This window comes from Polaromonas sp. P3_A5 (assembly GCF_056403055.1).
Genome location: NZ_JBFUGF010000006.1, coordinates 1 through 20,354, shown reverse-complemented (window position 1 = coordinate 20,354; position 20,354 = coordinate 1). Strand labels below are relative to the sequence as shown.

Annotated in this window: 20 protein-coding genes; 9 read left to right on the top strand and 11 right to left on the bottom strand. The window is 64.2% G+C overall.

What is annotated here, in order from left to right; translation table 11 throughout:
• Nucleotides 1-106: 106 nt before the first annotated feature.
• Nucleotides 107-604 carry a hypothetical protein gene (locus tag AC1DU8_RS22665; RefSeq protein WP_457281991.1) on the bottom strand — a complete coding sequence of 166 codons (498 nt, stop codon included), beginning with the start codon at nt 602-604 and terminating at the stop codon, nt 107-109.
• 217 nt (nt 605-821) lie between these two features.
• On the opposite strand from AC1DU8_RS22665, the gene AC1DU8_RS22660 reads away from it, so the two are divergent.
• Nucleotides 822-2,000 carry an NAD(P)/FAD-dependent oxidoreductase gene (locus tag AC1DU8_RS22660; protein ID WP_457281990.1) on the top strand — a complete coding sequence of 393 codons (1,179 nt, stop codon included), beginning with the start codon at nt 822-824 and terminating at the stop codon, nt 1,998-2,000.
• A gap of 95 nt (nt 2,001-2,095) precedes the next feature.
• Here AC1DU8_RS22660 and AC1DU8_RS22655 read toward each other — a convergent pair whose 3' ends face one another.
• Nucleotides 2,096-3,112 carry an aldo/keto reductase gene (locus AC1DU8_RS22655; protein WP_477702653.1) on the bottom strand — a complete coding sequence of 339 codons (1,017 nt, stop codon included), beginning with the start codon at nt 3,110-3,112 and terminating at the stop codon, nt 2,096-2,098.
• 136 nt (nt 3,113-3,248) lie between these two features.
• Between AC1DU8_RS22655 and AC1DU8_RS22650 the strand changes: the two genes are divergently transcribed.
• Complete coding sequence (locus AC1DU8_RS22650; protein WP_457281988.1) at nt 3,249-4,178, top strand: LysR family transcriptional regulator; 930 nt, start codon at nt 3,249-3,251, stop codon at nt 4,176-4,178.
• Here the strand turns inward: AC1DU8_RS22650 and AC1DU8_RS22645 are convergent.
• Both AC1DU8_RS22645 and AC1DU8_RS22640 read right to left on the bottom strand, forming a co-directional pair.
• Entirely contained in the window at nt 4,138-4,662 is a 525-nt protein-coding gene (locus tag AC1DU8_RS22645; RefSeq protein WP_457281987.1) for a redoxin domain-containing protein, read from the bottom strand. The genes AC1DU8_RS22650 and AC1DU8_RS22645 overlap by 41 nt on opposite strands.
• A gap of 81 nt (nt 4,663-4,743) precedes the next feature.
• Nucleotides 4,744-5,292, bottom strand: a complete 549-nt coding sequence (locus tag AC1DU8_RS22640; RefSeq protein ID WP_457281986.1) for a carboxymuconolactone decarboxylase family protein — start codon at nt 5,290-5,292, stop codon at nt 4,744-4,746.
• A gap of 177 nt (nt 5,293-5,469) precedes the next feature.
• Here AC1DU8_RS22640 and AC1DU8_RS22635 point away from each other — a divergent pair, with 177 nt between their 5' ends.
• Entirely contained in the window at nt 5,470-6,333 is an 864-nt protein-coding gene (locus tag AC1DU8_RS22635; protein WP_457281985.1) for an AraC family transcriptional regulator, read from the top strand.
• Nucleotides 6,334-6,416: 83 nt separating this feature from the next.
• Here the strand turns inward: AC1DU8_RS22635 and AC1DU8_RS22630 are convergent, their stop codons facing one another.
• From AC1DU8_RS22630 to AC1DU8_RS22620, 3 genes are all read right to left on the bottom strand, one after another.
• Complete coding sequence (locus AC1DU8_RS22630; protein WP_457281984.1) at nt 6,417-6,758, bottom strand: DoxX family membrane protein; 342 nt, start codon at nt 6,756-6,758, stop codon at nt 6,417-6,419.
• A 76-nt stretch (nt 6,759-6,834) separates the two neighbouring features.
• Nucleotides 6,835-7,734, bottom strand: coding sequence for an SDR family oxidoreductase (locus AC1DU8_RS22625; RefSeq protein WP_457281983.1), 900 nt, complete (start codon nt 7,732-7,734; stop codon nt 6,835-6,837).
• Nucleotides 7,735-7,797: 63 nt separating this feature from the next.
• The gene (locus AC1DU8_RS22620) at nt 7,798-8,553 is read right to left on the bottom strand and encodes a glucose 1-dehydrogenase (protein ID WP_457281982.1); all 756 of its coding nucleotides are present in this window, start codon (nt 8,551-8,553) and stop codon (nt 7,798-7,800) included.
• Between the two features lie 170 nt (nt 8,554-8,723).
• On the opposite strand from AC1DU8_RS22620, the gene AC1DU8_RS22615 reads away from it, so the two are divergent.
• Nucleotides 8,724-9,620, top strand: a complete 897-nt coding sequence (locus AC1DU8_RS22615) for a LysR family transcriptional regulator (RefSeq protein ID WP_457281981.1) — start codon at nt 8,724-8,726, stop codon at nt 9,618-9,620.
• Between the two features lie 11 nt (nt 9,621-9,631).
• On the opposite strand, the gene AC1DU8_RS22610 is transcribed toward AC1DU8_RS22615, so the two are convergent.
• Together AC1DU8_RS22610 and AC1DU8_RS22605 are read right to left on the bottom strand one after the other, a co-directional pair.
• Nucleotides 9,632-12,028: a glucose/quinate/shikimate family membrane-bound PQQ-dependent dehydrogenase gene (locus AC1DU8_RS22610; RefSeq protein ID WP_477689751.1), complete on the bottom strand. Its 2,397-nt coding sequence runs from the start codon at nt 12,026-12,028 to the stop codon at nt 9,632-9,634.
• Nucleotides 12,029-12,209: 181 nt separating this feature from the next.
• A complete protein-coding gene (locus tag AC1DU8_RS22605) occupies nt 12,210-13,187 on the bottom strand; it encodes a LysR family transcriptional regulator (RefSeq protein WP_477689750.1) in 978 nt (325 codons plus the stop codon).
• 143 nt (nt 13,188-13,330) lie between these two features.
• Between AC1DU8_RS22605 and AC1DU8_RS22600 the strand changes: the two genes are divergently transcribed.
• The gene (locus AC1DU8_RS22600; protein WP_477689749.1) at nt 13,331-14,197 is read left to right on the top strand and encodes an oxidoreductase; all 867 of its coding nucleotides are present in this window, start codon (nt 13,331-13,333) and stop codon (nt 14,195-14,197) included.
• Nucleotides 14,198-14,272: 75 nt separating this feature from the next.
• On the opposite strand, the gene AC1DU8_RS22595 is transcribed toward AC1DU8_RS22600, so the two are convergent.
• The gene (locus tag AC1DU8_RS22595) at nt 14,273-15,481 is read right to left on the bottom strand and encodes an MFS transporter (protein ID WP_477689748.1); all 1,209 of its coding nucleotides are present in this window, start codon (nt 15,479-15,481) and stop codon (nt 14,273-14,275) included.
• A 116-nt stretch (nt 15,482-15,597) separates the two neighbouring features.
• Here AC1DU8_RS22595 and AC1DU8_RS22590 point away from each other — a divergent pair, with 116 nt between their 5' ends.
• Entirely contained in the window at nt 15,598-16,548 is a 951-nt protein-coding gene (locus AC1DU8_RS22590) for a LysR family transcriptional regulator (protein WP_477689747.1), read from the top strand.
• 19 nt (nt 16,549-16,567) lie between these two features.
• Here the strand turns inward: AC1DU8_RS22590 and AC1DU8_RS22585 are convergent, their stop codons facing one another.
• Entirely contained in the window at nt 16,568-17,470 is a 903-nt protein-coding gene (locus AC1DU8_RS22585; protein WP_457281975.1) for a LysR substrate-binding domain-containing protein, read from the bottom strand.
• A gap of 90 nt (nt 17,471-17,560) precedes the next feature.
• On the opposite strand from AC1DU8_RS22585, the gene AC1DU8_RS22580 reads away from it, so the two are divergent.
• The 3 genes from AC1DU8_RS22580 to AC1DU8_RS22570 all read left to right on the top strand — a co-directional run.
• Nucleotides 17,561-18,451, top strand: a complete 891-nt coding sequence (locus AC1DU8_RS22580) for an N-formylglutamate amidohydrolase (RefSeq protein WP_457281974.1) — start codon at nt 17,561-17,563, stop codon at nt 18,449-18,451.
• Nucleotides 18,448-19,440, top strand: coding sequence for a Bug family tripartite tricarboxylate transporter substrate binding protein (locus AC1DU8_RS22575; protein ID WP_477702647.1), 993 nt, complete (start codon nt 18,448-18,450; stop codon nt 19,438-19,440). The genes AC1DU8_RS22580 and AC1DU8_RS22575 overlap by 4 nt, the downstream gene beginning before the upstream one ends.
• Before the next feature lie 196 nt (nt 19,441-19,636).
• The coding region (locus AC1DU8_RS22570) for a porin (RefSeq protein WP_477727280.1) at nt 19,637-20,354 on the top strand (718 nt) is incomplete at its 3' end.

The following is a 20,354-nucleotide window of genomic DNA, read 5'->3' as shown; positions in this document are numbered from 1 at the left end:
AGGGCTGCGACGCGTGCGGTCACAAGGAGACAGGCAAAAAAAGACAGGCCTCAGCCTGTCTTTTTGGATCAGCGGGTATCAGCGGGCATATGACCCGCGTTGCCGCTTACTTGGTGCCGGCTGCCTTGACGTCGGTCTTGGCTTCTGCCTTGACTGCGCTGGTGTCGACCGCAGCGTTGGCCTTGTCGGCGGCGGCTTTGGCCTTCACGGTATCAACCTTGGCATTGGCATCGATGGCAACGCCGGCTGCTTTGGCATCTGCCTTGGTGGTGGCCTTTTCAGCTTTCGTGGTGGCCTTGGCTTTGTCGTCAGCATCTGCCTTCTCAACCTTGGCTTCGGCCTTGACCTTGGCTTTAGCGGCCTTGGCATCTGCCTTGGCGGTTTTCTCTGCAGCTTTGGCTTCTGCCTTTTCGACCTTCGCATCGGCCTTGGCGTCTACCTTGGCTTCTTTTTTAACAGCAGACGTCACAGACTTGTCGGCCTTGGCTTCAGCCTTGCTGGCAACCGGAGCGGTTTGCGTGGACGATTCGACAGGTGCCGGTGTTTGTGCAGAAGCAATGCCGACAAACAGGGTAGCAATAAGAGTAGCGAGCAATTTGTTCATGAGAGAGTCCTTTGAATGGATGGATGATGGAAATTATTGTTATCACGTAGCCCGTGTTCAACGGGATGGGGTGCGGCACTGTTGACCAGGCATACACACCGTTGCACAACACACCTGCGCCTTACATCGCTTGTCGCTGTATGACGACAATACCGCCCCGTTTCGCGCTGGCCTGTAGGATGTGGCGCTTCCACTGTGTAATGAATGAAGCACCAGCATGAACCCCGCAACATCCGCACAAAAGATCGTCATCGTCGGTGGCGGCGTGATCGGCAGCGCCATCGCCTATTTTTTGGCGATGCACCCGCGTTTTGACGGCAGCATCACTGTCGTCGAGCGTGACCCCACGTATGCGCAAGCCTCTTCAGCGCTGTCGGCCAGCTCGATTCGCCAGCAGTTTTCACAGCCGGTGAACATTGCGGTGTCGCAGTTCGGCATTGATTTTTTACGCAACATCAAACAGTACCTGGCCGTCGATGGTGATGTGCCTGATATTGGTTTGACCGAGCGCGGCTATTTGTACCTTGCCACTGAAGCCGGCGCGGCCACGCTGCAAGAGAATCATGCGACACAGCGCGCAGCCGGTGTGGATGTGATGCTGATGACACCTGCCGAGCTGCAGCAGCGCTTTGCGTGGCTGCAGGTGGACGACCTGGCGCTGGCGTCGCTCGGCCTTTCGGGCGAAGGCTGGTTTGACGGCTATGGTTTGCTGATGGCCTTCAAGCAAAAAGCGCGCAGCCTGGGTGTGCAGTATGTGAAGGCCGAGGCCACGGCCTTCGCGCACAGCAACGGCCGCGTGAGCGCCGTGATACTGCAAGGCGGCGCGCAGCTGCCGTGCGACTGGGCCGTGAATGCGGCAGGCGCATGGGCGCGGCCGCTGCTGGCCGGCACAGGCCTTGACCTGCCGGTGTATGGCCGCAAGCGCTGTGTGTATGCATTTGCCAGCCCCGCGAAGACGCCCGACTGCCCGCTGGTGATTGACCCGAGCGGTTTGTGGTTTCGGCCCGAAGGCGACATCTGGATTTGCGGTCTGCCGCCGGCGCAAGACCACAACGATGTGCCGCTCGATGTGGACTACGACCTTTTTGACGAAGCCTGGCTGACACTGGCCAACCGCGTGCCGGGCTTTGAGGCCGTGCGCATGCAGCGCGCCTGGGCCGGCTACTACGAATACAACACGCACGACCACAACGCGCTGCTGGGCCCGCATCCGGCCTTGCCGAATTTGCTGTTGGCCAATGGCTTCAGTGGGCACGGGCTGCAGCAGTCGCCGGCGGTGGGGCGGGGCCTGGCGGAGTGGATTGCCGAAGGCGGCTACACCAGCCTGGACTTGTCGCCGCTGGCGGCGCAGCGGCTGGTGGAAGGGCGTGCGTTGGTAGAAAAGAACGTGATTTAAGTTTCACGTCTCTCGTTTTCACGCCGGCGGTTGCTCCTGAATTGATAGCCGCTTGCGCTCTACCTGTATGGGTTGCAGGCTAATTTTGCATCAATTTACGCCTGCTTCTCGCTGTCCAGGTGGCCCATCTGGTAGGCGTCGTAGCGTGTGCCGGCCACCGCGTCGGCGGGCAGCGCGGCTTCAATGCGCTGCAGGTCTTCGGCGCTGAGCTGAAGTTTCAACGCGCCCAGCGCTTCATCAAGCTGGCCCGGCTTGCGGGAACCGACCAGCGCCACCATGTCGACACCCAGGGCCTTGCCGCGTGCGATGACCCAGGCAATCGCTATCTGTGATGCTGTGGCGCCCATGCCGGTGGCCAGCTGGTGCAATACATCAACGAGCTGCTGGTTCTTCACCGCGTTGTCGCCGGTAAAGCGCGGCAGGTGGGCGCGGAAGTCACCAGGCCCCGTGGGTTTGGAGCCCGACAGCAAACCGCGTGACAGCACGCCGTAGGGCGTGACACCGATGCCCAGCTGCTTGAGCGCGGGAAAGATTTCCGCCTCGGGGCCGCGGCTGACCAGCGAATATTCAATCTGCAAATCGCTGATGGGGTGCACGGCGTGCGCCTTGCGGATGGTCTGCACGCCGACTTCGCTGAGGCCGATGTGGCGCACGTAACCGGCTTTCACCATGTCGGCCATCGCGCCTATGGTGTCTTCGATCGGCACGTTCGGGTCAAGCCGCGCGATGCGGTAGATGTCGATGTGGTCGGTGCCCAGGCGCTGCAACGTGTAGGCCAGGAAGTTCTTCACCGCTTCGGGCCGGCCGTCCATGCCGATCCAGCCGGCACTGGGGTCGCGCAGCGCGCCGAACTTGACGGAAATCAGCGCTTCATCGCGCCGGCCTTTCAGCGCCCGGCCGATCAGCATCTCGTTGTGGCCCATGCCGTAAAAGTCGCCGGTGTCGATGAGGTTGACGCCTGCGTCGAGCGCGGCATGGATGGTGGCGATGCTTTGCGCCTCGTCGTGGGCGCCGTACATGCCCGACATGCCCATGGCGCCCAGGCCGATGGCCGAGACGGATTGCGGGCCGCGAAAGCCCAGGCGGGTGGAAGACAGGATGTTGGTGGTCATGGGGAGCCTTTTCATAAAAAGTGAATCAATGCATGGATGGGCAGGTGAATGAACTGTATTGGTTTGAATAAAAAGAATAAACTGCCTTTAATTGAAATAACTGTTACCTATTTAAAGAACAATAAGGCCAGTAATCATGAGTGTTGATCGCTACAGGGCGATGGAAGTCTTTACCCGCGTGGTGGACCTTGGCAGCTTTACTGCGGCAGCCACAGCGCTGCACATGCCCAAAGCCAGAGTGACGACGGTGGTGCAGGAACTCGAAGCGCACCTGGGAGTGCGCCTGCTGAACCGCACCACGCGCACCTTGAGCCTGACAGACGACGGCGCGCTGTACCACCAGCGCGCGCAGGCCATGGTGCAGGACATGGGCGAGCTGGAAGGCACGCTGCGCCGCGCAGTGGCCACGCCGGCCGGGCGGCTGCGGGTGGATGTGCCGGCGGCGGTGGGCCGCCACGTGATCTCACCGGCGTTGCCGGAGTTTTTCAAACGCTACCCCGACATGGTGCTGGAACTGGGTAGTACCGACAGGCCGGTGGACCTGGTGGCTGAAGGCGTGGACTGCGTGATTCGCGGCGGTCTGGTGCACGACGAGACGCTGGTGGCGCGGCCGCTGGGCCGGCTGAAGGTGGTGACCTGCGCCGCGCCTTCTTACCTGGCGCAGTACGGCACACCGCAGACGCTGGAAGACCTGGAACAGCACCGCTTCGTGAACTTTCATTCTGCCAAGACCGGCCGGGTGTTTCCGTTCGAGTTTTCCAGGGACGGCGACGTGCGGCAGATTCACCGTCCGCACTGGGTCAGTTGCAACGACGCCGACAGCCACATGGGTGCGGTGCTGGCCGGGCTGGGTTTGTCACAGCCGCCGCTGACACGCCGCACCTGCGCGCTGCTGGCCAGCGGCGAACTGGTGCGCGTGCTGCCCGACTGGCAGCCCGAAGCGCTGCCGATGATGGTGCTGTACCCGCGCAACCGTCACCTGACGGCCAAGGTGCGCGCCTTTGCCGACTGGGTGGCCGAGGTGTTCAAGGCGGAGTTCGCCGCGGGGGCGAAACTGTATTCGTGACTTCGCTAGCCGTCTCGGCAAGCAGTTGCCCTATGGCCGAACCGACGGCCAGATCGTTCAGGTGCCCGAAGTGGTTCAGCCGCAAATGGCCCTGCCTGTCGATCAGCACCAGGCTGGGTGTGCCGCGCAACTGATAAGCCGCCATGGTTTGCGGGATAGGGCCGTCAGTTGCAGGCAAGTCCGCGCCGATGGGAAAACGCAGACGCTGCTCATGCACAAATACCTGCAGCGCCTCATGGTTCATCACGCGGTGATGCTCGAACACGGTGTGGACGCCGATGACGGCAACCGACGCTTCGGGAAATGCCTGGCGTATCGCTACGGCCTGCGGCAGGCCGTGGCTCACGCAGGCCGGGCACAACATCTGGAAGGCGTGCATGACGATGACCTTGCCGCGCAGGGATTCGAGGGTAATGGGCGACGGTGTGTTGAGCCAGTGCGCGATGTGCCATGCGGGTGCGGGAGAATAATTTTTGGTTTGCATGAAGGCTTTCAAAAATACTTTCAGCGCGGCCTGCATGCCGCAGGCCGCGCACGTCGGGTCAAAGACCCGGGTGGTGAAGCGTCAGGCAGCGGCTCGGCTCAGCTTGACGGGCGCGAAATCAACCGGCACCGCAAACGCCACATTGACGTAGTTGGTGAAAAGGTTGAGCGCCACATGCGCGAGGATTTCCACGATCTGCTCATCGCTGAAGGCGGCCTGGCGAACGGCCTGCACATCGGCCCCGGACACGTTGCCGCGTTCATTCACCAGCTTGAGTGCAAACGCGAGCACCGCAGCGGTGGCCGGGTCGGCGGATTCACCGCGCTGCGCGGCGGCCATGCCTTCAGCGCTGACACCGGCCTTGCGGCCCAGCGCCGTGTGCGCCGCCAGGCAGTATTCGCAGGCGTTGCGGTCGGCTACTGCCACGGCGATCTGCTCGCCCAGTTGGGCGTTGATGACACCGCCCCCCAGCGCGCCGAACGAGCCCCACATGCTTTTGAGCGCGGCGGGTGAATTGGCGACGGCCTTGAACATATTGGGCGTGGCACCGAAGGCTTGGGTGACCTGATCGAGCAGGGCTTTGCGATCGGCGGAGGTGGCGTTACGGTCGATCAATGGAATGCGTGACATGTGAAGTCCTTGGAGGTTGAAGAGTCGCGGTTAAAGGATGACGTTTCGCGCGGCGGGGCGTGTGGGTGCGCTCGCTGCACAGGAAGAAGTTTCACGCGACAATCAGGACTTATTGGATGAATTCGTCTATCAAATCATCCTTATCATCCAAAGCAAGCCTCAAACCAGTCCCACACCATGACCACGCCCCCCGAAGGAATTGACCGGCTTTCCGCCCTGATGGAACGCTTTCGCGTGCGGGCCCACATGTTTCACAACGGGCCGCTGTGCGGCGTGACGCGCTTCACGCCAGAGGCCGGGCTGGGCTTTTTGCACGTGATGCGTCGCGGGACCATGGTGGTGACGCACCGCGCGGCAACGGGTGCGCCCAGGCGGGTGAAGGTGAGCGAGCCCAGCCTGGTGTTTTACCCGCGTCCGCTCGCGCACGACTTTCACAATGCGCCGGTGGAGGGCGCTGATTTCACCTGCGCAACGCTGGCATTCGACGGCGGCGCCAGCCACCCGCTGGCGCGTGCGCTGCCGGCCCTGGTGGTATTGCCGCTGGCGCGCGTACCGGGGCTGGAGCACACGCTGGCCCTGCTGTTTGCCGAGACCGCGCAGGTGCGCTGCGGCCAGCGGCTGCTGGCCGACCGATTATTTGAGGTGTTGCTGCTGCAACTGCTGCGCTGGCTGCTGGACCATCCGGAAGAAGGCAGCCCTCCCGAGGGCCTGCTGGCCGGGCTGGCCGAACCGCGCCTGGCGCGCGCGCTGGTGGCGGTGCATGAAAACCCGGGCCATGCATGGAGCCTTGAAGGCCTGGCGCAATCGGCCGGCATGTCGCGCAGTGCATTTGCGCCGCTGTTCAAGCAAAAAGTGGGGCAAACGCCCGCGGACTACCTGGCGACGTGGCGGCTGGCCATTGCCCAGGCCGAGCTGCGCAACGGCCAATCACTCAAGGCCATTGCCGCGCAGCTGGGATATGCCAATGCGTCTGCGCTGTCGCGGCTTTTTGTGCAGAAGACCGGTGTCTCGCCGCGTGAATGGGCCAAGACGGCGGTGTAGCGCGAGGGTGGGTTCGGCATGCAGACGCTACCAAAAAGATAGCTATAAGCCAGTGCACTGATTGAGCTACAGGCCAATTTCACTTAAAACTCACGCGACACTGAAGCCAGCAGCACAAAGCCGCCCGCCAGCGCAATGTTCTTGAAGAAATGCAGCAGCTGGTTGCGCAGCGCTTGCGGTGTGGCGGCCCAGAAGCCGTGCGCGATGAACGCATCGACCACGAGAAAAGCCGCGGCGGCCAGCGCGAACCAGCGCACCTGCCAGCCGAATGCCAGCGCCAGGCCGGCGGCGACTTCGACTGCGCCTATGGCGGCGGCTGTGTAGTTGCGCAGCCGTACGGATTCGATGAAGTGCGAAGCGCCCGGGCCGATAAAGGCCAGGGCCATGAGGATGCGGGCGAGAGCGAGGACGACAGCGGGTTGCATGGTGAAGCTCCTGAAAATCAATGGTGAAGAGGCACCACACGGCCCGGGCTCAAGCCGGACCGTGTGATGAAGGCCATCAAGCCGTGCGGCGCACCGTGGGCTTGAGCATGTCGGCGATGCCGATGCGGTGGGCGAACGCTTCGCGCACGCGTTCGGCCACCACGGTGACTTCGCCCGCGCCGTCGTCGATGAAGTCGGTCACCGAGCGGAAGGGGCGGGTGCCGGCGGGCAGGCCCACGATGCGGGTGATGTCGTCAGCCACGGCCTGCGGATTGGCGTGATCGGGGCTCAAGGCCGACAGGCGCTCGCCGACTTTGTCCATCACGCCGTCGTAGCGGGCGTAGGCGGCTGTCGTCGCATCGTCAGCAGGCTTGCCAGCACTGGGGAAGTGCGCCGTGCCTTTGGTGAAGGCGCCGGGCACGACGATGGAAGTCTCGATGCCGAAGCGGGCGAGCTCGTACGACATGGTCACAGCCATCGAATCCATGGCGGCCTTCGCGGCGGCGTAGGGGCCGAGGAAGGGCGGGAAGCCGCCGCGCACCGTGCTGCTGCTGACCCACAGCACGAGGCCCGCTTCAGCCTTGCGCATCACCGGCAACACCGCGCGGTTCACGCGCTGGCTGCCCAGGAAGTTGGTGTCCAGTACCTTGATGATTTCTTCCGGCGTGTAGGCCTCGGCAGGGCCGACCACCAGGTGGCCGGCGTTGTGCACGATGACGTCGAGGCGGCCCTGCTCGGCCACGATGTGCGCCACGGCGGCGTCGACCGAGGGCTGCGACAGCACATCGAGTTCAACAGCGCGCAAATCAAAACCATTGGCAAAACTCCAGTCGCGCAGCTCGCGCACCTTGGATGCGTTGCGGCCCTGGATGTCGCGCATGCTGGCGTAGACGGTGTGGCCGGCCTGGGCCAGTGAGCGGACGGTGAGGTGGCCGATGCCGGTGGATGCACCGGTGACCAGGATGACGGATTTCATGATGTGTGTCTTTCTGGAAAGGGTTTGAAAAGAGTGCTTGATGGCTTGGAGAAGTACGTGCGCTTAGACGACGCCACCATTCGCACGCAACGTCTGGCCGTTGACCCAGGCCGCGTTGTCGCTCACGAGGAAAGCAACCGCACTGGCGATGTCCTCCGGCGTGCCCAGGCGTTCGAGCGGCGCCATCTTGGACATGCGCTCAATCGTCTCGGGCGTTTTGCCGTTGAGGAAAAGCGCAGTGGCCGTAGGGCCGGGAGCAATCGCGTTGATGCGGATGTTTTTGCCGCGCAGCTCTTTGGCCATGATGTTGGTGAAGGTTTCCACCGCGCTCTTGGTGGCGCCGTAGACCGCGTAGCCGGGCAGGGCCAGACCGATCACACTGGTCGAGAAGTTGACGATGCGCCCGCCGGGCTGCAGGCGCGCGGCGGCTTCGCGCAGGGTGTTGAATGTGCCCTTGACGTTGACGGCGAAGAGGCGGTCAAAGGTGTCGTCGTCGGTGTCGGCCAGCGCCGGCAGGCTGGGCGGCATGATGCCGGCGTTGTTGATGAGCACATCGACGCGGCCAAAGGCCTGGATGCTGTCATCGAACAGCTGCGTGACGGCGGCGGAACTGGCGACGTCGGCCTGCACGGCAACGGCCTGGCCGCCGCTGGCCATGATGGACTGCACAACGGCCTGGGCTTCTTCAGCCTGGCCGGCATAGTTGATGACGACGGCGTAGCCCTCTTGTGCCAAGCGCCGAGCGACGGCCGCGCCTATGCCGCGCGAGGCGCCGGTGACGATGGCCACCTGGGTGGCGTTGTTGCTGAAAGCGGTCATTTGAAACTCCTGATGGTTAAAAGTGGGTTGGTTCTGACCGCCCGGGGTGCTGCGTGTGTTGTGCGCCTTTGGTGAGCCAGTGAAGGTATTGTTCTGTTCAATCCACACACGATAAATACCGTAAACTTGCCATCATTGTTCAATAAATACTAACAATAGAAGCACGCGTTATGGACCGTTTTCATTCGATGCAGCTGTTCACCCGCATCGTCGAGCTGGGCAGTTTTACGAAGGCGGCCGACGACCTGCTGCTGCCGCGCGCCACGGTGACGCATGCGGTGCAGCAGCTTGAAAAACGCCTGGGCGCGCGGCTGTTGCAGCGCACGACGCGGCATGTCAGCCCCACGCAGGACGGCGCGGCGTATTACGAGCGCTGCCTGCGCCTATTGACCGACCTGGAGGAAGCCGAGTCGGCCTTTGTCAACACGGGCAGCAAGCCGCGCGGCAAGCTGCGGGTGGATTTGCACGGCACGCTGGCCAAGCATTTTTTGCTGCCGGTGATTGGTGATTTTTTTGAGCGCTACCCGGACATCGAGCTGGAGATCGGCATGGGCGACCGGCTGGTGGATCTGGTGCGCGAGGGCGTGGACTGCGTGCTGCGCGTGGGCGAGCTGGCCGAGTCGAGCATGGTGGGGCGGCGCGTGGCGCTACTTGAGCAGGTGACCTGCGCGAGCCGCGAGTACCTGGCAAAACACGGCACGCCCGAGACGCTGGAGGCGCTGCGCGGCCACCGCGCGGTGAATTTTTTATCCAGCCGCACCGGCAAGGCGCTGCCCTTTGACTTCATCGTGGACGGCGCGCCGCGTCAGGTGCAGCTCAAGGGCCCGGTCGCGGTGACGGACGCCGACGCCTACAAAGCCTGCTGCGCCGCGCACTTGGGTTTTATCCAGGTGCCGCGCTACCACCTGGCCGCGCAACTTGAAGCGGGCACACTGGTGGAAGTGCTGGCCGCTTTCCGGCCCGCGCCCATGCCGGTGTCGGTGCTGTACCCGCACCACCGGCAACTGTCGCCGCGCGTGCGCGTGTTCGTGGATTGGGTTGCCGAAGTCATGAGCCGGGCCGGATAGGAGCGGCTCAACTAGCGCGGCAACGCATAAGCCCGCACATAGTCCCCCGCACGCGTCCCCAGTGACCCATGACCGCCGGCCACTACCAGCAGGTATTGCCGGCCGTCGGCGCCGGTATAGCTCATGGGGGTGGCCTGCCCGCCGGCGGGCAGGCGGCTCTTCCAGATTTCCTTGCCGGTGTTCACGTCATAGGCACGCACGTAGTAGTCGAGCGTACCGGACAGGAAGGCGACGCCGCCCGCCGTGGTCAGGGGCCCACCCAGGTTGGGCACGCCCATGCGGAAGGGCAGGGGCACGGGCGACAGGTCGCGCACAGTGCCGTTTTTATGCTGCCAGGCAATCGCACCCGTCGTCAGGTCGGCGCCGGCCACGTAGCCCCAGGGCGGCGCCTGGCACGGAATGCCCAGCGGCGACACAAACGCGCTGAGCTTGACAGCAAAGGGCGCACCGAAGTTTTCATTGAGCGAGGGCAGGCTGCCCTCGGGCCGCTCCTTGCCCTGCACAAGGAGGCTGGTGTCGTCCGTGCGCGGCACGAGTTTGGAGACAAAGGCCAGGTAGGTCGGCGTGGCGAAGACCATCTGCCGCTCCGGGTCCACCGCCACGCCGCCCCAGTTGAACACGCCGAAGTTGCCAGGATAGATCAGTGAGCCTTGCGTGGAAGGCGGCGTGAAGCGGCCCTCATAACGCAGCCGGTGAAAAGCAATGCGGCAATAGAGCTGGTCGAACAGGGTGGCGCCCCACATGTCGCGCTCCGTCAACGGCGGCGGGTTGAACGACAGCGCCGAGTTCGGCTGGGTGGGCGCGGTGCGGTCGCCCTGCGCGGCTCCCTGCGGTGCCGCTGTTTCCACAACAGGCAAAAGCGGCGTGCCGGTGCGGCGGTCCAGCACAAAGATCTCGCCCTGCTTGGTGGGCTGGACCAGTGCGGGCACCCGGTTGCCGCCCACGGTAAGGTCTACCAGGCTGGGCTGGGCCGGCACGTCGTAATCCCACAAGTCGTGGTGCACGGTCTGGAAGTTCCAGCGCACCTTGCCGGTGGCCAGGTCCAGCGCGACGACGGACGACGAATACGTTTCCACCGCGGGGCTGCGCTGGCCGCCCCACTGGTCGGGCGGCTGGTTGCCCAGCGGCACATAGACCATGCCCAACGCTTCGTCGACGCTGGAAACGGACCAGCTGTTGGGCGAATTGGCGGTGTAGGTTTGCCCCGCCGCGAGCGGAGCGGTGGCGTCCGGCTTGCCGGAGTCCCAGTTCCAGACCAGCGCGCCGGTGTTGATGTCGTAAGCGCGGATCACGCCGGACTGCTCTTTGGTGGAAACGTTGTCGAGCACCGTGCCGCCCACGATGATGAGCTTTGATGTCACCACCACTGGCGAGGTGGAGTAGTAAGCGCCGGGCTTGACGTTGGGCATGCCGGCCCAGAGATCGATCTGCCCCTTGCCGCCGCCGAAAGAGGGGCAGACCTTTCCGGTGTCGGGGTTCAGGGCAATCACGCGGCCGTCTGCCGTGGGCATGAACAGTTTGGCCGGGCAGTCGGTGGAGTTAGCGGCGGCTGTCGCAGTCGCAGCGGCAGGCGGCTGATAAGACAGACCGCGGCAAGTCAGGTGCTGCAGTGCGAGCTTGTTCTGTATCTCGGGATTAAAACGCCAGGCTTCCGCGCCGGTGGTGGCATCGAGCGCAATGACGGACTGATGCGGCGTGCACAGGAAAAGCCGGTTGCCCACTTTCAGCGGGGTCACCTCGAAGGTGGTTTCTGCCGGGTCACCAGGGTGGCCGCGCATGTCACCGGTGCGGTACTGCCACGCCAGCCCCAGGTTTTCCACGTTCTCAGGGGTGATCTGGCTGAGCGGCGAATACCGCTGCCCCTGGCCGGTACGCCCGTAGGCATGCCATTCGCCGGCAGGTACGGCATCAGCCGTGCGCGCGGCCGATGCGCCGGTGGGCGGCAACGGCAGCATGCCCGTCACGCGGTTGGCATCATGCAGCCAGGTTGCCACCGACGCAATAAAGAAGAGCGCCAGCGCGGCACCCAACGCCCACTGGCCGGCGCGCACGCCGGATTGGCCCGGCACTTCGGCCTGCATGGCACGGGCGAGCATGGGGGTCAGCAGAAAGAGGCCAATGAGAAATGGCACACCCCCCCGCGCAGCCAGCGGCCACCAGTCAAGCCCGCCTTCCGACAACGCCCATGCGAGCGTGCCCACCAGCAGGAGCGCGTAGGTCCACAACGCTATCGGTCCGTACTGGATCAACAGTACGCCCGTCAATACAAAAGCCAGGCCGGCCACCAGGTAATACCAGGAGCCTCCCAGCACCACCAGCCAGATGCCCGGCAAGGCCAGCACCCCTCCGATCAGCACGAGCACCAGGCCGGTGAAAAAGGCGGAGCGAAGGCGCGGGATAGCTGACACTTTTTATTCTTCCTGATGCGTCCGTACAGGCTCCCAATCTATTCCCGCATCGGCCCGCCGCGCGTCAGCCGTGGGCTAACGCGGCTGTAGGCGACGCCAAGAAAACGGCCGCGCGCAAACCGATGGATAAGAAAGATACAGAAAGAGATGTCTGCGCGACGTTGATGCCGCGACAGCCGGGTCAGCCGGCCGCGCGGGTGCGGCGCGTTTTCCGCGCGATAGCATACGGGCGCAATTCATGCGGCTCCAGGTAGAACTGCGTGTTGCCAACCAGGCGTTCCACCGCCAGGTCGATGAAGGCTCGTGCACGGGCAGGCTGCGCGTTGCGGCTGCCGTAATAGACATAAAGGCCCAGATGCTCGGTGACATGCTGCGTCAGCAGCGGCACCAGCCGGCCGGCGCGCACCAGCGGCGCAGCGGTGGCGCCGATCAGCTGGCCGATGGCCTGGCCGGCCACGACAGCGCGGGCTTCAAGGTCCACGTCATTGGTGAGGAAGGACGCGGCGACGGTACGGGCCACCACTTCTTCACCCACCTTGAACTCCCAGGGCATGGTCTTGCCGGTGCCCGTGTGGTGAAAGCCCGTGCAGCGGTGCCCGGCCAGGTCTTCGATGGTCTGGGGCGCGCCATGCTGCGCGATGTAGGCGGGTGACGCGCACACCACCAGTTGCAGCGGCAGGATGCGGCGCGAGATGATGCCGCCCGCGGGCGGCGCGCCGGCGCGAAAGCCGACGTCGACGCGGTCTTCCACCCAGTTGCCGATGCGGTCGTCCATCTGGATGTCGGGATCCACCTGCGGATAACGGCGGCAGTATTCCTCGAGCACGGGCCACAACACCTCGAGCATGATGGAGCGCGGCGCGACGATGCGCAGCGGCCCGGCGATTTCTTCGCGCGTGCGGCGGGCGCCCTGCAGTGCTCGCTGCAGCGTCGAAAGGCCGGGCTGCACGGCCTGCAGGAACTGCTCGCCTTCTTCGGTGAGGCTCAGGCTGCGCGTGGTGCGGTGAAAAAGGCGCACGCCCAGGTGCTGTTCAAGCTGGACCAGCGCCTGGCTGGCGGCCTGCGGCGTGATCGCCTGTGCAGCGGCGGCCTGGCGCAGGCTGCCGAGTTCGGCGGCCCGGACGAAAGTGGAAACGGCGCGCAATTCATTGAAGGCCATGGCGGCTCCTGGCGGTTTTACGGGAAGCAAGCCCCTGATTGTCACGATTAACTTGATTATGAACTCACCAATTGCCATCTATTCAGCACGCAATCAAAAACCTACATTGCCCTCCTCAGCAACATTTTTTAAGGGGCAAGACCATGAATGCAAAGACTGACTTCAAACGTATCTGGATGATCACCGGCGCAGCGCGCGGCATTGGCGCGCGCATTGCCGAAGCGGCGCTGGCGCATGGCGACGCGGTGGTGGCGACTTCGCGCGACGCCGCCTCAGTGCAAAAAAGATTTCCCGCGAGCGACGCGCTGCTGGCATTGCCGCTGGACGTGACCAACGAGGCGCAGGCGGCGGCCGCCGTGCAAGCCGCGTTGGCACGTTTTGGCCGCATCGATGTGCTGGTCAACAACGCCGGCTACGGCCTGCTGGGCGCGGTGGAAGAAGCCACCGGCGACGAGGTGCGGCGCCTGTACGAGACCAATGTGTTCGGCCTGCTGAACGTAACACGCGCTGTGCTGCCAACCATGCGTGCGCGCCGCAGCGGCCACGTCATCAACATCTCGTCGCTGGGCGGTTACCAGTCCGGCCCGGGGTTTGGCGTGTACTGCTCGACCAAGTTTGCGGTGGAAGGCCTGACCGAAGCACTGCATGGCGAACTGGCGCCGCTGGGCATTCACGTCACCAGCGTGGAGCCGGGTTACTTCCGCACCGACTTCCTGGACAACGCCTCGCTGGCAGTGTCGCCACGTATCCTGGACGACTACGCCCAAAGCGCGGGCAGGGTGCGCGAAGCTGCCAAAGAGATCAACCACAACCAGGCGGGCGACCCGCTGCGCCTGGCGCAGGCAATGTTGAAGTTGGTGGAGGCCGACACCCCACCGCTGCGGCTGCCGATGGGCACCGACACGCTGAAAGTGATTGCAGACAAGCATGCGTTTGTGGAGGCCGAGGTAAAGACGTGGAAGGCGCTGTCGGCTTCGACGGATTACACGCGGGAAGAGCTGGCCGCCTGAGCGTTGTCTTGTGAATGAAAAAAGGCCTCTCACGAGGCCTTTTTTTGCGGCGAAGTACCGGAACGATATTCAGCGTCAGGCAGCACAGGGCGCATACTTTTTGGCAGGCCACATCCGCACCACCAGTGCTGCCGCACCTGACACCGCGGCCATCACGCACACGCCCTGCCAGCCGGTGTGCGCCAGCACCATGCTGCCGAGCCACGCACCGCCGGCCATGCCGCTGAACATGCCGATGAACAGAACCGCATTGAGCCGGCTGCGCGCGGCGGGTTCAATGCCGTAGACGATGGTCTGGTGAGCAATCAGCGTGGCCTGCGCGCCCAGGTCAAACACCACTGCGCCCAAGGCAATAAGCCACAGCTGGTTAGGTCCCAGGGCCATGGCGATGAAGGCCGCGACGACCAGCGCGGCGCCCAGCCGGGTCACGACTTCAGGGCCTTTGCTGTCGGCGATGCGGCCGGCCAGCGGCGCGGCTAGCGCACCGGCGGCACCGGCCAGGCCGAAGGCGCCGGCGGCGCCGCTGCCCAGGTTGAAGGGCTCGGCGTGCAGCATGATGGCCAGCGTGGACCAGAAGGCGCTGAAGCCGATGCTGATCAAGCCCTGTGCGACGGCCGCGCGGCGCAGCGCCCCGTGGCACTTCCACAGCGTGGCCAGCGAGCCGAGCAACGCCAGGTAGGGCAGCTGCGTGGTGGGTGCAAAGCGCGGCAGGTGCCGCCACACCGCCACGCCCAGCAGCGCGATGCTGAGGGCCGCGGCCACGAACATGCTGCGCCAGCCGAACTGCTCGGCCACGACGCCGGCCACCACACGCGACAGCAGAATGCCCAGCAACAGGCCGGTCATCACGGTGCCGACGGTTTTGCCGCGTTGGGCTTCGGGTGCGAGTGTGGCGGCGGCCGGCACGATGTCTTGTGCCAGCGTGGCCGCAAGACCGATCGCGAGGCTGGCCAGTGCGAGCACCGCCACGGACGGCGCGGCGGCGGCGAGCAGCAACGCCAGCACCAGAGCGGCGGCCTTGCCGAGGATGATGCGCCGGCGGTCATAGCGGTCGCCCAGCGGCGCGAGTAGCCCGATGCCCAGCGCGTAACCGAGCGTTGTCAGTGTGGGCACCAGGCCGATGGCGGCGGGGGTGGACTTGAATTCAGCAAGCAGCAAGGCCAGCATGGGCTGGCTGTAATAGAGCGAAGCCGCGGCCAGGCCGGCACCGGTGGCGAGCAGGAGAATCAATGGGAACGGCAAGCCGGGCCCGGTTTGGTCATGCGTATTAGCTGTAGAAATCATGAGGAAAATCCCGATTTGAGGCAGGACGCGAGTATGCGGGCGGGGTTTTGCGCTGTGAAGGCTGCTATTGGGCACAATGGTCATACGTAAAACGCATAAGCAACCTGGGAGACCTCATGAAAACCGCGCCGGACCGGATCGAACTCATGCAGACCTTTGTGCGCATCGTGGAGGCGGGCAGCCTGTCCGCCGCCGCAGCGCAGATGAACGCCACGCAACCCACAGTCAGCCGGCGCCTTCAGGCGCTGGAACGTTCGCTGGGCCTGAAGCTGCTGCAGCGCTCCACCCACGCGATGAAACTGACGGAGGGCGGCGAGCGCTGCTTTGCCCGTGCCAAGGAGCTGCTGGGCAACTGGGGGGCTTTTGAGGCCGACCTGCGCGGCACCCAGGAAGTGGCGGAAGGCACGCTGCGCGTGGTGGTACCGCATGCGCTGGGCCAGCAGCAGCTGGTGGGGCCGGTGGTCGACTATTTGCGGCGCCACGAGCGCGTCACGGTGGAGTGGCTGCTGCATGACGGCACACCCGACTTCATCACGCAGGGCATCGACTGCGCGGTGCACGTGGGCGCGGTGGAAGATCCTTCGCTGGTGGCCGTGAAGATTGCCGAAGTCCGGCGCATCGTGGTGGCCGCACCTTCCCTGCTGCAAGACAAGCCGCTGCCGATGCATCCAGCCGATCTGCAGGCCCTGCCCTGGCTGGCGCTGCAAACCTTCTACCGCAACGAGGTGGTGCTGATCCGCCGCCATGCCGACCAGCGCCGCGAAGAGCACCGCTTTGCGATACGGCCGCGCCTGGGCACGGACAGCCTGTTTGCCCTGCGCAACGCCACGCTGCTGGGCCTGGGCGCGAGCATCGCTTCGACCTGGCTGGTGGCGGGCGACGTGGCCGATGGCAGGCTGCTACACCTGGCGCCGCAGTGGTGTGCCGAGCCCCTGCCGGTCTACCTGATCTACCCCTATTCGAACTTTTACCCGGCCAAGTTGCGCCGCTTTATCGAAGCACTGCGCGAGGGATTGCCCAAGGGCATGGGCCTGCCGGCCCGCGAGGACGGGGCCGGTGCAGCCTGATCGCAGCGCCTGGGAGAGGTCAGGCGCCGGCCGTGTTGCCGGCCTGCTCTTGCAGCCATGAGGCAAACGCTTCAACGGCGCGATTGCTGTGGGCGGCAGCGGATCGTTGGCAAAGGTAATACCCGCGCGAGATCAGGACCCGGGTGTCGAAGGGCAGGACCAGCTTGCCGCTTTCGAGTTCGCTCTCGATGAGGCACGGCTGGATGACGATGGCTCCCATGCCGGCGCATGCCGCGACGATGAGGTTGTTGCCCAGATCGAACCCCGGGCCCAATGCTGGCTTGGGCTGCTTTAAACCTGCACCCTCCATCCACACGGCCCAGTTGTCTGGGTAGTTGATGTGATGAAGAAGGGTATGCGCCGCGAGATCCCGCGGATGCTGAATGCTTCGCGCAAGTGCGGGTGTGCATGCGGGCGTGATCTCGTTGCCCAGCAGATAGCATCCGCGGATACCGCGTGGCCACCTTCTTCCCGGGCGCCTGAGCGCGATCCACAGGTCCACGTCGTCGCGCTTGAAGTCTTCGTCGAAATGGAATTGGCGCAGCTCCACCTCGACATTGGGGTTCAAGGACTTGAATTGCGCGAGCCTGGGGACCAGCCATCGCGTTCCGAGGGTTGGTATGACGCTCACCCGCACTTTGCGTTGCGATGACCCTCCGCCGAACTGGGTGACGGCCGCCTCCAGCCCGGCGACATGGGTTTCAACCAGCTTCTGAAATTCGCGCCCGCGGACCGTGGGCACAACGCCCGTCGCGTTGCGGTCGAACAGGCTGCAACCCAGCCTTTGCTCAAGGCGCAGGATGGCCTGGCTGACGGCGCCCTGCGTGACGGAAAGAACCTCCGCCGCGCGGCGAAAACTCCCCAATTGGCAGACCCCGAGAAACGCGTGCAGTTCAGCCAGCGACGGCGACTTGAATTTCATGACCGTATTAGATCATCTAATCAGCAGCTTTGAAATTGTCGTTTGTCGCGCGGCACTCGCGGCGTCAAACTGCCGGCCATGAGCCAAACCATGTCCCACGCCGAACCCGTCAAGGTCGTCCGACCCGTCGTTGATCCCATCGCACTGGTGTGCGACTCCCCGCACAGCGGCACCTACTATCCGCAGGACTTCGATTTCTCGATTGAATTGCAGCAACTGCGGCAGTGCGAGGACACGCTGATCGAGCAGCTTTGGGACGCGGCGCCGCTGGTCGGCGCGACTCTGGTGCACGCGACGTTTCCGCGCAGCTACATCGACCCCAACCGCAGTGAGGACGACATCGACCTTGCGATGCTGGACGGCGAGTGGGCTGAGCCGGTGGCCCCTTCTCAACCCTGCCTGCGGCTGGGTAACGGCCTGGTGTTCAGCAAGACGCCGACGCTACAGCCGATCTACAGCCGCCGGCTTCATGCCAGCGAAATCAAACACCGGATTGAAAGCTGCTGGCGGCCGTATCGCCATGCGCTAGAGGACGCGCTGGCCCAGTCAAGCACCCCGCAGGGTGAACGGTGGCACCTCAACCTTCATTCCATGCCAAGCAACGCGTATGTGCGCCTGGGGTTGCCGGACAAGCCGCTGGCCGACATCGTGCTGGGCAACCTGCATGGCGCCAGCTGCAGCGCGGCTTTCGCGGACTTCGTCGGGGAGGAGTTCAGGCGGCAAGGCTATACCGTCGCACTGAACGACCCCTATGCGGGGCAAGACCTGGTGCGCACTCTTGGCCGGCCCGCACACGGACAGCACAGCCTGCAGATCGAAATCAACAGGGCGCTCTACCTTGACGAAAAGACGCGCGAGCCAAAGCGACAGTTCCATGAACTCAGGAAGCGCATTCACCTGGTGCTGCAGGCCATCGCGGGACACATCAGGGAAGAAACCACTCACTCGAAACGCCACGTCAACCTCAAGGACACAGCATGATCACCATCCCAAGCCGTCGGAAGTTCCTGGGCATAGCGGCCGGTGCGGCGGGCGCGGTAGCGTGCCCGGCATTCAGCCAGCCGCAGGCTTACCCGAGCCGTCCCATTACCCTCATCGTGCCGTTCCCGCCGGGCGGGGCGGTGGACATCTCCGCACGCGCAATGGCCGACAAACTGGGCAGGCTGCTGGGCCAGCCGGTCGTGATCGACAACAAGGCCGGCGCAGGTGGCGCCATTGGCACCGGCATTGTTGCAAAGGCCGCGCCCGATGGCTATACGCTGGTCGTCACTTCGCAGTCGACCCATGTAGTCAACCCCGCGGTATCGCCCAACCTGCCTTATGACGCAGTGAACGATTTCGCCTACATCACGCTGATCGACAGGCTGCCGAACGTGCTGGTCGCCAGCGCCAAGCTCCCGGTCAAGACCTTTGCCGAATTTGTACGCTACGCCAAGGCCAACCCCGGTAAATTGAACTACGCATCGTCGGGCAATGGCTCGGTGGCACACCTGAGCATGGAACTGCTCAAGTCGAAGCTGGGCCTGTTCATCACGCACATTCCCTACCGGGGCGCCGGACCGGCACTGACGGACCTGCTCTCGGGGCAAGTCCAGCTGACCTGGAACAACCTGCCCTCCAACCTGGCCATGCTGCAGAGCGGAAGCCTGCGCGCACTGGCCGTCGCTTCGCCGCTGCGCGCGCCGCAGTTGCCGGACGTTCCCACCTTTGACGAGCTCAAGCTGCCCGACCTGAACCTCACGTCATGGACGGGGCTGGCAGCGCCGGCAAAGACGCCCGAGGCCATCATCCAGAAGCTCTACGACGCGGTGCGCACCATTCTTCGCGACAAGGACACGCTGGAAGCCTGGCGCAAACGCGGCGCAATGCTGCCCGAGAACGTGCGGCCAGCCGAGTACCGGCAGGAAGTCATTCAACGCATCCGGTTCTTCAAGGATGTCGCCCAAGCCAACAAGATTGTTCTGGAATAGCCGCGCATGAACCTTCACCACCCCACCACGATGCCGCAGCCAGACGGTTGACGCGCACGTCCACGACCCTGTGCCCTGTGAATTTGCTGCCCTGTTGAAGACGATGTCTTCTCAGGCCTGGGCGAACTTTGCCCGTGAATACCCCCGCGGCGGTGATTGATCTCCCGCTATCTATAAAAGCTTTGAGGAGTGAGGAATGAATTACAAGATGATCTGCCTGGCAGCGGTTGCTGCCGGTGCAATAACCCCTGTTACTGCGCTGGCGCAAAGCACGGTGACGATCTACGGGAAGATGGATACGAGCTTCGAGAACTCGAAGACCGGCTCGGTCTCGCAGACGCTCATCACGGGCAACGCGTCCCGGTTCGGCTTCAAGGGAACCGAGGACCTGGGCGGAGGGCTCAAGGCCTTCTTCGGGATCGAGGCTGCCATCTCTTCCGACACCGGAGCGACGACCTCGCCGATGTACCGCAATTCGTTCGTGGGATTAGGCGGCGATTTTGGCGTGGTCAATATCGGGCGCATCGACTCGGCCGCACCGAGCCGCACGCCCATCTATGCGATCCTGGGGCGCAACGTGGAGTACGTCATCCACGATGCCGGCGCCACCGCCATCGGCACCTCCATCTTCAACGCGCGCACCCGAGTGTCCAATGCCATCGGCTACGCCAGCCCGGTGATCAGCAACTTCGTCTTCCGCGCCGGCCATTACTTCAACGGTGAAGGCCTGCCGGAAACCGCGGCCGGCCCGGTCCGCTTTGAAAGCGACTACAAGCAGACCGATGTCTCGCTGAGCTACGGCGAAGGCGGCGGCCCGCTGGGTCTGGGCGTCGGCTACGGAAGGGACAGCAAACGTGGCGGCGCCTTGCTCAATGATTTCAGGAACAAGTGGATGCTGGTGGGCTCCTACGACT